The following is a 13,461-nucleotide window of genomic DNA, read 5'->3' as shown; positions in this document are numbered from 1 at the left end:
AATTACATGCCCTTGTCTCGTTTTTATTGAAACAGAGTTAAAATCCGAATATTGCCGTCAGTGAGAGGTCATCCACTCACGCGCGCCACGAAGGGCTGCGGCCAATTCGCTTTTGCTCATGGTTGCGGCAACCTGATTACGCATACGTTCAGCTTTCTGGTTGCCGCGAATGGCTGCGATGTTGAGCCATTTATGCGCTTCAACCACATCGATTTCACAGTCGCGACCAATAGCATATTTCAAACCCATCTCCAGCAGGATGCGATCCTGTGAAGTTGTCGTGTGGTGCTGTGTAACGCTCTGAAACTGTGTCATTTTCTTTGTCCCTGTTAAATCCCGAGAACCGTCCGCTCTTTGTTTCCGTGGCTGACTTTCGCCGCCGCAGATTGTCGGATCTGTCGTTCCGTTCATGGTCTTCAAGATAAGACACAGGATTAAAATGCGCGTTAAAACAGATGCTTAACAACGCGACAACGAAATACAAACAAGGGGTAAACTTCGGAATTTGTTAAACATCCAAAGGCCGACAATTGCTGTACTTTTCTAAAATAACGCAATTTTGCGGCAGCGGACCTTTAAACCAGATGATAACCATGACGCAGATTGATCATGTCAGAAACATTGCTGCCGTGCGCAAATTATCCCTCTTCCACTTCGACGAAAACTCCATTACGTTTACGTTTGCGTAAGTTTTCCGCAAGGCTGATTGCCTTGCCGCATTTTGGGAGGAATGCATGATCCGTAAACTGTTTTTGGGAATAACGGCAACTGTTGCATTGAGCGCGACGCTTGCAGCACCTGCCTTTGCCAATGAGGCAATTGTCGGCACATGGAAACGTCCGAATGGCACGATCATCAGCTATGCCGCCTGCGGTGGCGGCAAATATTGCGGCACCGTACAGACCGGCGAATATAAGGGCAAGTCGATCGGCACCATGTCGGGCAAGGACGGCAGCTATAAGGGTGAAGTCAACAAGCTCGACGAAGGCAAGACCTATACGGGCAAGGCAAGCGTCAAGGGCAACACGCTATCGCTTTCGGGCTGCGTTATGGGCGGCTTGATCTGCAAAAGCGAAAGCCTCACAAGGCAATAGACCTATATATAAAAGGCGGCTTCTCAGCCGCCTTTTATCATTATCGCGCTTTCTGACCAAAGAGCACTTTCTGCTCTTCTTCCTTGTTTGCCGAGGCCAATGCGCATTCGCGCTCTTCCTTACCAACCACAAGACCACGCTGTACGGCAGGTCGCGCATTCATGGTTTCATGCCAGCGCTTGAGGTTGGGAAAATCCTCCAGCTTCTGGTCAAAATTTTTGTAAGCATTGATCCAACCGATACTCGCCATATCAGCGATGGAATATTCGCCTGCGATATAATCTTTGCCTTCAAGCTGGCGATCGAGCACGCCATAAAGACGGTTGACTTCATTGGTATAGCGGTCGATGCCGTACTGCACCTTTTCCGGCGCATAAACGCGGAAGTGCCCTGCCTGCCCCGACATAGGACCAAGTCCGCCCATCTGCCACATCAGCCATTCATCAACGGCAACGCGCTTGCGTTCGTCTGCTGGATAGAACTTGCCGAACTTCCTGCCGAGATATTGCAGGATCGCACCGGATTCAAACACCGAGATCGGCTCGCCGCCCGGACCTTCCGGATCGATAATCGCAGGCATACGGTTGTTCGGTGCGATTTTGAGGAAGTCCGGCTGGAACTGATCGCCCTTGCCGATATTGACATATTTGACTTCATAGGGAACGCCTAATTCCTCCAGCATGATGCTGATCTTAAAGCCATTTGGGGTGGGCCAATAGTAAAGCTCAATGGGTTTTATCTGCTCAGCCATAGGTATTTGTCTCCCGCTTTCTTGGCTTTGTGCGTATTTCCGATGCGAGTTAACATAAGATTCGTGCAGCTTGGCACAAGTGCGAAGCGATCAAGTTAATGAAACATCAATATTTTTGAACGCCGGATGAATGCAGCTCTCAGGAGCAGTTCAGATGGCAGCTTTAAACTCAACCGCATAGATCAAACGATTTTGAAGCCGGGGGAAATATGCTGTTATGGCGTGTCACAATAGTCTGTTTGATGATTGCAGGTTTTGCAATCATTGCAGGTCTCTTTGTTGATCGAAAATATGATGTCTATCGTGACAACCCCGTTGTCAGCCCGATGACCGTGATGCATCTCAAACCTGCGCGCGAAGAGACAAGGCTATGATTTCACGTTGCCGTCTCTCCGCACTGATTGCATTGCGCGTTTTACTGTTCACAGCGGCTTTTACCGGACCTGCTGCTACATTTGCCTATACGCAAATCGGCCAGAAAGCACAGATGAGTGCCGCCGGACTCGTCCTGTACGTGAGTCTGCAACGAAGCTCATAAAGTGAGACATGCGCGTGTCAAAGACTTTGTTATACTAGGCTATGACACAGCGAATCGAACATCCATTTCTCAACGAAATTAAAACGCCGCCCTTTATGGAGCCGCAAGTTTTTACCGATGCTGGCGCGGCTGTTGCCGCGCTGCGCAAACTTTATGATCGCAACACCGCATTTCTCCGCAAGGCTTTTGAGCAATTGGCAAAGGGAGAGGTCCGCCCGCAGCGATATAGGGCTTTTTATCCCGAAATTTGCCTGTCTACGTCGAGCTTCGCTCACGTCGATACACGGCTTGCTTATGGCCACGTGACCATGCCCGGCGATTATGCAGCAACAATTACACGACCTGATCTGTTTGATCATTATCTCAACGAACAAATCCGCCTGCTGATGCGCAATCACGGTGTTGCCGTCACCGTTCGGGAATCGGCAACCCCCATTCCGATCCATTTTGCCTTCATGGAAGGCACCTATGTCGAGGCATCGGTTGCCAATGCCTTCACGCACCCAATGCGCGATCTGTTTGACGTGCCGGATTTGGCTGCCACTGACGACAAAATCGTCAATGCGGACTTTGATCCAATACCCGGCGAGCCAATGCCGCTCGCTCCTTTCACCGCACAGCGCGTTGACTATTCGCTGCACCGGCTTGCCCATTACACCGCAACCAGCCCGAAACATTTCCAAAATTTCGTGCTGTTCACCAACTACCAGTTCTATATGGACGAGTTTTGCGACTATGCACGCAAGCTTATGGCAGAAGGTGGCGGCGGTTACGACAGTTTCGTCGAGCCGGGTAACGCGATAACGCGCGCCGGAGAATCTGCGCCGAGTATCGGCAACGCATTACAGCGTATGCCGCAGATGCCAGCCTACCATCTGCAACGGGCTGATCATTCCGGTATCACCATGGTCAATATCGGTGTTGGCCCATCCAACGCAAAGACGATTACAGACCATATTGCGGTGTTGCGCCCGCACGCCTGGCTGATGCTGGGACATTGCGCTGGGCTGCGCAACAGTCAAGAGCTTGGCGATTATGTGCTTGCGCATGCCTATATGCGTGAAGACCACGTTCTTGATGACGATCTTCCTGTGTGGGTGCCTCTGCCAGCTCTTGCAGAAATTCAGGTTGCCCTGGAAGAAGCCGTTGAGGAAGTCACCGGCCTTGAAGGCTATGATTTAAAGCGCATCATGCGCACCGGCACTGTTGCCACAATCGACAATCGAAACTGGGAATTGCGCGACCAGCGCGGCCCGGTTCAGCGTCTTTCGCAGGCGCGGGCCGTTGCACTTGATATGGAGTCAGCCACGATTGCAGCCAATGGTTTCCGCTTCCGCGTTCCCTATGGCACGCTTTTGTGCGTTTCCGACAAGCCGCTGCATGGCGAATTGAAGCTGCCGGGAATGGCAACGGACTTTTACAAACGACAGGTCGCGCAGCATTTGCAGATTGGTATTCGCGCCATGGAAAAGATTGCCGCCATGCCAGACGAAAGGCTGCATTCACGCAAACTCAGGAGCTTCTACGAGACGGCGTTTCAATAATGATAAGGGTGCTGCGGGTTTACTTGCGGCACCATCATCACGCCGCAATCAAACGCTAAGCGCCTGTCATGTCAAAACGCCGTGAAAGCCTTTCATTTTTCCTGCTGATCACCGCCGTTCTGGTGTCAGTTCCGCTTGTGCTCGGATTTCTCGGCGCAGCGCATCCGATGTTTGATTCACTTGCGCATTTCCGGCCACATCTTGCAATTCTGATGGGGCTCTTTGCGCTGCCGCTTCTGTTCACAACGATGCGGCGAGAGGGAGCAATGATCCTGCTGTTTGCAATCCTTGCTTTCAGCACAACAGTGAGCGCGGCACGCAATCTGCTTGAAGGATCATCCGCAGCCCAGGCCACGACACCAGCATCTGCTGCGCGTTATAGTCTGGTGCAGATCAATCTACGCTATAATAATCCTGAACCAAAACGCGTCTTGCAAATGATTGCGCAGGAAAAACCTGATGTGATCACCTATCAGGAAGCCGGTTCCGATTGGGCGATGTGGATCGATATTCTCAAAGGCACATATCCTTATCATTTTGAATGCCACATCGATGGCGGCAAGATGGGCGTGGGTATTTTGTCCCGCCGCCCATTCAGTGAAGGCAGCAAACAACACTGCCTTGGCGATAACCGCCTTGCTATGACAGCGATCGATTTCAGTGGCACAAGCGTCAACGTTGCGGCTTATCACGCTGCCCTTCCATGGCCATTTAATCAGGCCATGACCATTGATGCATTGGCGCCGGAATTGCAAAAATTCAACGGCCCGTCGATTATTGCGGGTGACTTCAACGCAACGCCGTGGAGCAATGCAGTCCATCGTATTGAAAAGGCTTCGGCCACGAGGGCGTTGACCGGAATCGGCGGCACATGGATGCCTCAAAGTCTTTCCGTGGTACTTGCACCTTATATCGGTTTGCCCATTGATCAGGTTCTCGTAAGCGACGAAATCCAAGAACCTGTTGCCATTTCACGCGACAACGTAGGGTCGGATCATCTGCCCGTCAGGCTTGATTTTTCAGTTCCTTTGCCTGTCCGGCCCGATACTGATGAGCCGGAAACGCAATCCGTTATGCTTCAATAAAAAAGGCGGTTTGAAACCGCCTTTTCCATTTACATGTTTCCCTAAACTGGTCCTTCGCCGGCATTTTTCAGCGGCGGTCGAGACGGACACAGTTCCTGTAAACATTACATGTTTACATAAACTGGTCCTTCGCCGCCTTGTGGCGGAACCCAGTTGATGTTCTGGTTCGGGTCCTTGATGTCGCACGTTTTGCAATGCACGCAGTTCTGCGCATTGATTACAAAGCGAACGTCTTTGGCCTGTGGGTCAGCTGCAGAATTGCCGTCAGCATCCACCCATTCATAAACGCCTGCCGGGCAATAGCGTGTCGATGGACCAGCAAAAACATCATGTTCTGACGTCTGCTGCAATTTCATATCAGCGACTTGTAAGTGCACTGGCTCGTTTTCGTCGTGATTGGTGTTCGACAGAAACACTGACGACAGACGATCAAAAGTCAGAACGCCATCCGGCTTCGGATAGTCAATCTTCTTATGCTTTGCTGCAGGTTCCAATGCCTGCGCATCGGTCTTGCCATGCTTCAGTGTGCCGAAGAACGAAAAGCCAAACAGCTGATTGGTCCACATATCAAGACCACCAAGAGTAACACCCACAACTGTTCCAAGCTTCGACCACAGCGGCTTCACGTTGCGAACGCGCTTCAAATCCTTGCCGATGGCACTGTTGCGCCAGCTGTTTTCGATTTCAATCGGCTCATCATTGGCACGGCCAGCCGCCAAGGCTTCTGCAATTTTATTGGCGGCAAGAATGCCAGACAGAACCGCGTTGTGGCTGCCTTTAATGCGTGGAACATTGACAAAGCCTGCCGAACAACCGATCAGCGCGCCGCCAGGGAAAGACAGTTTTGGCACCGATTGGTATCCGCCTTCGGTGATCGCGCGCGCGCCGTAAGACAAGCGCTTGCCACCTTCAAAAGTAGCGCGGATTGCCGGATGCGTCTTGAAGCGCTGAAATTCTTCAAACGGCGACAAATATGGGTTTTTATAGTTGAGATGCAGCACAAAACCAACCGCAACCATATTGTCTTCAAGGTGATACAGAAACGCGCCACCGCCGGTTTTCATGTCCAGCGGCCAGCCGAATGAATGCTGCACCAAGCCAGGCTTATGCTGGGATGGATCGACTTGCCAAAGCTCTTTGAGGCCAATACCAAATTTGGCTGGCTCGCGCCCCTCATCAAGCTTGAACTTGGCGATCAGTTCCTTGGCCAGCGAACCGCGCGCACCTTCGCCAATCAGCACATATTTGCCAAGCAATGCCATGCCGCGCGTGTAATTCGGGCCATGTGTGCCATCGCGCTCAATGCCCATGTCGCCCGTTGCCACACCGATCACAGCGCCTTCATCATTATAAAGCACTTCCGTCGCAGCAAAGCCCGGATAGATTTCAACGCCAAGCTCTTCAGCCTTCGTACCAAGCCAGCGGCAGACATTGCCAAGCGATACAATGTAATTGCCATGATTGTTCATCAGCGGCGGCATGATGAAATTTGGCAAGCGCGCAGAGCCAGCAGGCCCCAGCAACAGAAAATGGTCAGCCGTCACTGGCGTCTTGAAGGGGTGCCCCTCTTCCTCTCGCCAGCCCGGAAGAAGCTGATCAATACCGCTTGGATCAACGACTGCGCCTGAGAGAATATGCGCGCCGACTTCCCCACCCTTTTCAAGAACAACGACTGAAAGCTCAGGATTGATCTGCTTGAACCGGATCGCCGCAGCAAGGCCAGCAGGGCCTGCGCCGACAATCACAACATCAAATTCCATGCTTTCGCGTTCGGGAAGCTCATGGCTCGCGATTGCTGGGCCTTCAGACATTCGTGCCTCCGTCTGGTTTACATTCCCCCTCACTATTTCAGCGCAGGTGATGCATCCAATTGTTTTTTGCTCATGAACCTATCGCGAATGGCGATAAACCATATCTTACTGGTCTTGTTCCCATTAACGTCTTACCCTCTCGCAGAGTTAAAGACTGGCGCATATGCGTCCAATTGTCCAAAATCACTGCAATAACAGCAATGATAATATTTACCTTAACGTAAACGTCAATTGAAAAAAGCGATGAACGGGCTGTGGGCTATTGTGACGCAACACATATTTCTGCGCGCCCAGTCACTCTATGAACCGGAATTATACGCCTTGCTCTTGCATTCATGACCAAAATTCGCCACCTCAATCTGTGAGGTAGAAACATGACCAATGATCGGGAAACGCTGGATATGGAAGGTCTGCTGCGCTTTTATGCGGAAGCGGGCGTTGACATGCCGCTTTCCGATACACCCATTGATCGCTTTGCTGAGCCGCAGCGTCAATCAGCGCATTCACCAGCAGCGCCGGAAGGCAGACCATCGTCGCAAGTGGAGCGCCAGCGCGCGCAACAACAGCCCCCACGCCCAGCAGCAACGCCTTCCCCGACCAGCCGCCCCGTGCAGGCTGCCGCCGACGTTCCCGACAATAGCCAGATCGCTCTGGCCCATGAAGTGGCTTCACAAGCCGCAACGCTTGATGAATTGCGTGAAAAGCTTGCAGCATTTGATGGCTGCAATCTCAAATTTACCGCCAAGAAACTATGTTTTGCGGATGGTGATCCGTCTTCAGACATTATGTTTGTTGGTGAGGCTCCAGGACGTGACGAGGATATGGAAGGCTTACCATTCGTCGGCAAGTCGGGCCAGCTTCTTGATCATATGATCGAGGCCATCGGTTTTAAGCGCGAGAACGTCTATATCGCCAATACGATACCATGGCGCCCACCGGGAAATCGCACACCGACGCCGCTGGAAGCAGAATTGTGCCGCCCGTTCATCGAACGGCAGATTGAGCTTGCAGCTCCCAAAGTGATTGTTGCGCTTGGTGGCCCCGCAGGCAAAGCTTTGACTGGGGCGACGGAAGGCATTTTGCGTTTGCGTGGCCACTGGAAAATACACCGCACGGCTTCAGGCATTGAAATTCCTGTTATGCCAACCCTGCATCCGTCTTATTTGTTGCGCACGCCTGCACAAAAGCGCTTTGCATGGCGCGATTTTCTTGCCGTAAAAATAAAGCTCGCCGAATTTGGCGATTGATCTTCACTGATTTGAATGGCATCGGCAGAGCCACATGTCACCAACATGCCGTAAACTTCTATTAATCGGCCATATCGACGTGACTGATATTCTTTTTACATAGCTCTTGGTGGAGTTTTTCATGGCTGGCCAGCTTCTGCCCATAGCCGCTTTGCTTACAAGCACATTTCTCATGCTGCTTGCCGGTGGCCTTGCGGGCATTCTTCTGCCGATCCGCGGCGGGCTTGAGGGCTGGTCCACGACAACAATCGGCTGGATGGGCACGACCTATGCGCTTGCTTTCACGATTGGCTGCATCGTTATCCCCCATCTGGTGCGCCGTGTCGGCCATGTCCGCGTCTTCTCCGCGCTGCTGACGCTTTTATCCATCGCGCTGCTGCTCCACTCGCTTATCGTCAATCCCTATGCTTGGATGGTTTTTCGCGGCATTGCGGGGTTTTCGCTGGCCGGTTCCTACATGATCATCGAAAGCTGGTTGAACGAACGCGTGACCAATGAATCACGGGGCCGCGTCTTCTCGATCTATATGATCATCACCATGCTCGGGCTCATGTGCGGGCAGTATATTTTGCCCTTTGGCGATGCCACGACGCAGACCCTCTTCATTATCTGTGCGATCATCTACGCCAGCGCGCTTCTGCCGACCGCTCTTTCCAGCGCACAATCACCAAACCCACTGACACAGGTCACACTCGATCTCAAAGGTCTTTACCGCCGATCTCCTGCGGCAGCAGTTGGTTCACTGATTGCCGGAATCGTTGCTGGCACATGGAGCTTTCTTGCTGCGATTTACGGCGAGATGAACGGGCTTTCGACCTTTAGTATAGCCACAATGCTGGCATGCGCCATGATAGGCGGTGTTATTTTCCAATATCCGCTTGGTCGCGCTTCTGATGTTGTCGATCGCCGTTATGTGATGGTTATCGCCGGTGTTATCGGCTTTGTAATCTCATTGATCATGCTGATTGTGCACCCCACATCACCCTATGCACTTTATACGATGATGTTTCTCTTCGGCTCGGTCATCTATCCAGTCTATAGCCTGAATGTCGCTCATGCGAATGACTATGCTGATGCCAGCGAATTCGTGAAAGTTTCGAGCGGGTTGCTTATCATTTACGGAGCGGGCAGCGTTATTGGTCCTGCGCTATCAGGCCAGCTCATGGATGTTATGGGGGCCTCCGGCTTCTTTGTCACAATGGCCGTTTCCTATGCCGCCTATGGGCTGCATGCCTTCTGGCGTATCCGCCGCTTTGAGCGCCCAGCCGTCAGCGATCAGAAAACTGAGTTCAAGATTTATACACCCGACGGGCAGCCCACGCCTGAAACCATGCAGCTTGATCCAAGATCAGAATAAATCGTCCAGACATGGGGCTCACTGTGCTTGTTGCGGCGTATTGGTCTTATGCGGCGCAATTGCAAGCTTATGCTCACGATAGATAATATAGCCGCCGGCGCTCATGACAATCGCGCTGCCTAACAGCATTTCCAATGTCGGAATATCGCCGAAAAAGAAGAAGCCAATCGCCAAACCGAGCAGCATCGATGTATATTCAAACGGTGCGATCGTGCTCATGGGGGCATGACGATAGCATTCGGTGAGCAGAATTTGAGCGATGCCACCAGCGATGCCCGCGCCAATCAACATTGCCAGCTGCGGGCCACTTGGCATAACCCAGCCAAAAGGAATGCTCGCCAGCGAAATGACGGTTGCTGAGATTGAAAAATAAATAACAACTGTCGATGTGCGCTCGGTCTGAACCAGACGTCGCACCAGCATCATGGCAAACGCAGCCATGACTGCACCGCCAAGTGCCGCAAGAGCGCCCATCGCCTCATTCCGACCCACATGCCCCTCAGCAAACAACGTCATGCGCGGCCATATGATGATCAGAACACCCAAAAGCCCGACAATGACAGCGCTCCAACGATACATTCTGACAACTTCACGCAGAATGACAGCGCCAAGAATCACAGCAATAAGCGGTGATGCATAATTGATCGCAATTGCTTCGGGCAAAGGCAGTTTGGTCAATGCATAAAAGCTTAAGGTCATCGCAGCGACGCCGACCATTCCACGCCAGAAATGGCTGAAACCGTGCTGCGTATGGAGAATACCGGATATTTGCCCACGCGCTGCGAAATACACCAGGATTGCCAATACGGCGAAAAAAGACCGAAAGAAAATCAGTTGTCCGAGAGGGATACCATCTGCGGCCTTGAGCAAGGTCGACATGCCGACAAACACTGCAACAGAAGCAACTTTGAGGCTAATCCCCAGCATTGGATTATTTTGAAGCAGATCAGGCTCGACAGTTTGGCTGATCTGAGCATTTGCGGAGGCCGCGTCCGGAAGGGACTTCACAACGCAATTCCTTAAAACAGGGAGGGCAAAGGAGTAAGGTGGGAAATTGTAGTGACTGTGATATCCATAGGCTTGTTCGCAATAAAGCACTAGGCCATGTGGACAATTATATTTTTGGTTCGTGGTATGAACGAGAATATAATTGACCACATGGCCTCGTCAGGCTTTCACGATTGCGTAAAAAATATCCTGTCATTTTGCCTTTCTTGTCGTTTGCTCAAAAGCCGGATACGACTCCTGTATCGAAGTGATTACAGAGAAGAGTTTCGCAATGCGCACTGAAACCGGCCAGACATTCCGTCTTGAGGATTACCGCCCGACCCCTTACGCCATTCCGGAAACGAAACTCGATTTCACACTTGAACCGGAAAAGACGATCGTTCGTGCCGAACTCATCATCGAGCGCCGTGCGGGAACAGTCGCGGGCACGCCGCTTGTGCTGGATGGCGATGAACTGAAATTCATCAGCATTCGTCTTGATGGCAAAGTGCTCAGCAATAACAGCTACGCCGTGACACCGGACAAGCTGGAGATCACGGATCTTCCAGACGCCGAACGTTTTTCGCTGGAAATCGTCACCGAAGTGAACCCGACGACAAATCGCCAGCTTTCAGGGCTTTACCGCTCAAGCGACGTCTATTGCACACAGTGCGAGGCAGAAGGGTTTCGGCGCATCACTTACTATTATGATCGTCCAGACGTGCTTTCGGTCTATACAGTCCGCATTGATGCAGAGAAGGAAGCCGCGCCCATATTGCTGGCGAACGGAAACCCTGTCGAACACGGCGCCGTGTCTGGCACAACCGACAGACATTTTGCCATCTGGCACGACCCCCATCCGAAACCGTCCTATTTATTCGCGCTCGTTGCCGGCTCACTTGATGTTGTGAAAGATCATTTCACCACACAATCTGGCCGTCCGGTCGATCTCGCCATTTATGTCGAGCATGGCAAACAGGATCGCGCGCTTTATGCAATGGATGCGCTCAAACGCTCCATGCGCTGGGACGAGGAAAAATTCGGCCGCGAATATGATCTTGATGTGTTCAATGTTGTCGCCGTCTCGGATTTCAATATGGGGGCCATGGAGAACAAGGGCCTTAACGTCTTCAACGATAAATATGTGCTGGCTGATCCCGAAACGGCAACGGATGTGGATTATGCAGGCATCGAAGCGGTTATTGCGCATGAATATTTCCATAACTGGACGGGAAACAGAATCACCTGCCGCGACTGGTTTCAGCTGTGTCTCAAAGAAGGCCTGACCGTTTATCGCGATCACCAGTTTTCAGCCGATGAACGCTCGCGCCCTGTGAAACGCATTGCCGAGGTGAAAATCCTCAAAGCGCAGCAGTTTCCAGAAGATAGCGGCCCCCTTTCGCACCCCGTGCGTCCACGCGAATACAGCGAAATCAACAATTTCTACACCGCGACTGTTTATGAAAAGGGCTCGGAAGTGGTGCGGATGATCCACACTATCATCGGCGCTGAACTATTCCGCAAAGGTATGGACCTCTATTTCGAGCGCCATGATGGTGATGCGGCGACCATTGAAGACTTTATCAAAGTCTTTGCCGATGTATCCGGTCGGGATTTCTCGCAGTTCGCGCTTTGGTACGATCAGTCAGGCACACCGAAGGTTGAGGCAAGCTTCGACTTTGATGCTGTAAACGAGACCTATACCATCCATCTCATTCAATCTCTTGCGCCCACTCCCGGCCAGCCGGTGAAAAGGCCCATGCATATTCCTATCGCCTTTGGCCTTTTGGGCTCGGATGGAAAGGACATTCACCCCTCATCTGTCGAAGGTGGCGATGTACAGGACGGTGTTATCCATCTGCATCGCGCATCAGAAACAATCACGTTCCATGGCATTAAGGAGCGTCCTGTGCCCTCGCTCTTGCGCGGCTTCTCAGCGCCAATCAATCTGGTTTTACCACTGGATGCAAAAGACCGGGCTTTTCTCGCGCTCAATGACAGTGACCCGGTCGCTCGCTGGCAGGCACTCACCAATATCTTCACGCAGGCGTTGCTTGAAGGCACCAAACGCGTGCGTGGCGGCTATAAGCCAGAAACCGACCCAAATATCCTTGAACTTGCCGGACGCATTGCTTTCGATGAAACGCTTGATCCCGCCTTCCGTGCGTTGTGCCTGACCTTGCCAACGGAAAGCGACATCGCCCGCGAAATTGGCGAGAACGTTGACCCGGATGCTATCTTTGCAAGCCGTGATCATCTGATCGCGGCCATTGGGTCGGCTTATGCCAAAGAATTTGCGGCTCTTTACACCAGCCTGCAACAAGAAGGTGCCTTCTCACCCGATGCGGTATCGGCAGGCAAACGCGCCTTGCGGAATGTGCTTCTCGATTATCTGAGCCGCCATGAAAACAATCCTGCACGGGCAGCGCAACAATTTGCCGATGGCGACAACATGACCGAACGCGCAGCCGCATTGAGCATTCTGGTGCATCGCTTTGGTGATAGTCACGAAGCACAAGGCGCTCTCGCCTCCTTTGAAAAGCGCTTTGGCGATGATGGTTTGGTCATGGATAAGTGGTTTATCGTGCAGGCAACGCGTCCGGGCGAAAAAGCGCTTGAGGCGGTTCGTGCTTTGACGAAACACAAGCTTCTTTCCTTTGAGAATCCGAACCGTGTGCGTGCATTGATTGGTGCATTCTCGGCCAGCAATCCGACAGGCTTCAATCGCAGAGATGGTGCAGCTTACAGCTTCTTTGCTGATATCATTCTGGCAATTGACCCAGAAAACCCGCAGCTTGCAGCGCGTCTGCTAACAGCTCTGCGTTCGTGGCGCGCACTCGAAGACACGCGCCGTGAACATGCGCGCGCGGCTCTGGCACGCATATCAGCGACACCAAAGCTCTCGACCGACCTGCGGGACATCGTGGACAGGACGCTTGCTTGATTGGTCACTGATTCGCGAATCACTGAGATGATTGCGTGATTCGTAAAACCCGACTCGAAACGGGTCGGGTTTTATCATTCTGGCTATATTCAAGAAGTATCGC

Annotated in this window: 11 protein-coding genes; 7 read left to right on the top strand and 4 right to left on the bottom strand. The window is 52.2% G+C overall.

Features of this window, described 5'->3' with window-relative positions; translation table 11 throughout:
* Positions 1-57: 57 nt before the first annotated feature.
* The gene (locus ABE527_RS04280) at positions 58-315 is read right to left on the bottom strand and encodes a sel1 repeat family protein (RefSeq protein ID WP_499693566.1); all 258 of its coding nucleotides are present in this window, start codon (positions 313-315) and stop codon (positions 58-60) included.
* A gap of 419 nt (positions 316-734) precedes the next feature.
* On the opposite strand from ABE527_RS04280, the gene ABE527_RS04275 reads away from it, so the two are divergent.
* Positions 735-1,094 (top strand): DUF2147 domain-containing protein, encoded by a 360-nt coding sequence (locus ABE527_RS04275; RefSeq protein WP_499693565.1) that lies wholly within the window; start codon positions 735-737, stop codon positions 1,092-1,094.
* A 40-nt stretch (positions 1,095-1,134) separates the two neighbouring features.
* Here the strand turns inward: ABE527_RS04275 and ABE527_RS04270 are convergent, their stop codons facing one another.
* Positions 1,135-1,845: a glutathione binding-like protein gene (locus tag ABE527_RS04270; RefSeq protein ID WP_499696219.1), complete on the bottom strand. Its 711-nt coding sequence runs from the start codon at positions 1,843-1,845 to the stop codon at positions 1,135-1,137.
* A 209-nt stretch (positions 1,846-2,054) separates the two neighbouring features.
* Between ABE527_RS04270 and ABE527_RS04265 the strand changes: the two genes are divergently transcribed.
* From ABE527_RS04265 to ABE527_RS04255, 3 genes are all read left to right on the top strand, one after another.
* On the top strand, positions 2,055-2,219 hold the full coding sequence (locus tag ABE527_RS04265; protein ID WP_499693564.1) for a hypothetical protein: 165 nt from the start codon (positions 2,055-2,057) through the stop codon (positions 2,217-2,219).
* A 205-nt stretch (positions 2,220-2,424) separates the two neighbouring features.
* Complete coding sequence (locus tag ABE527_RS04260) at positions 2,425-3,927, top strand: AMP nucleosidase (protein WP_499696218.1); 1,503 nt, start codon at positions 2,425-2,427, stop codon at positions 3,925-3,927.
* Between the two features lie 68 nt (positions 3,928-3,995).
* On the top strand, positions 3,996-5,012 hold the full coding sequence (locus ABE527_RS04255; RefSeq protein WP_499696217.1) for an endonuclease/exonuclease/phosphatase family protein: 1,017 nt from the start codon (positions 3,996-3,998) through the stop codon (positions 5,010-5,012).
* Positions 5,013-5,116: 104 nt separating this feature from the next.
* Here the strand turns inward: ABE527_RS04255 and ABE527_RS04250 are convergent, their stop codons facing one another.
* Positions 5,117-6,823, bottom strand: coding sequence for an electron transfer flavoprotein-ubiquinone oxidoreductase (locus ABE527_RS04250; protein ID WP_499696216.1), 1,707 nt, complete (start codon positions 6,821-6,823; stop codon positions 5,117-5,119).
* A 374-nt stretch (positions 6,824-7,197) separates the two neighbouring features.
* Between ABE527_RS04250 and ABE527_RS04245 the strand changes: the two genes are divergently transcribed.
* Complete coding sequence (locus ABE527_RS04245) at positions 7,198-8,070, top strand: uracil-DNA glycosylase (RefSeq protein ID WP_499696215.1); 873 nt, start codon at positions 7,198-7,200, stop codon at positions 8,068-8,070.
* A gap of 121 nt (positions 8,071-8,191) precedes the next feature.
* On the top strand, positions 8,192-9,427 hold the full coding sequence (locus tag ABE527_RS04240) for an MFS transporter (protein ID WP_499693559.1): 1,236 nt from the start codon (positions 8,192-8,194) through the stop codon (positions 9,425-9,427).
* Positions 9,428-9,445: 18 nt separating this feature from the next.
* Here the strand turns inward: ABE527_RS04240 and ABE527_RS04235 are convergent, their stop codons facing one another.
* Positions 9,446-10,354 (bottom strand): DMT family transporter, encoded by a 909-nt coding sequence (locus ABE527_RS04235; RefSeq protein ID WP_499696326.1) that lies wholly within the window; start codon positions 10,352-10,354, stop codon positions 9,446-9,448.
* A gap of 352 nt (positions 10,355-10,706) precedes the next feature.
* Here ABE527_RS04235 and pepN point away from each other — a divergent pair, with 352 nt between their 5' ends.
* Positions 10,707-13,358: an aminopeptidase N gene (gene pepN / locus ABE527_RS04230; RefSeq protein ID WP_499693558.1), complete on the top strand. Its 2,652-nt coding sequence runs from the start codon at positions 10,707-10,709 to the stop codon at positions 13,356-13,358.
* Positions 13,359-13,461: the final 103 nt, after the last annotated feature.

This window comes from Brucella sp. TWI432, from assembly GCF_039674445.1.
In the GTDB taxonomy this organism is placed as follows: domain Bacteria; phylum Pseudomonadota; class Alphaproteobacteria; order Rhizobiales; family Rhizobiaceae; genus Brucella; species Brucella chromiisoli.
This window is presented reverse-complemented; position numbering and strand designations above follow the sequence as displayed.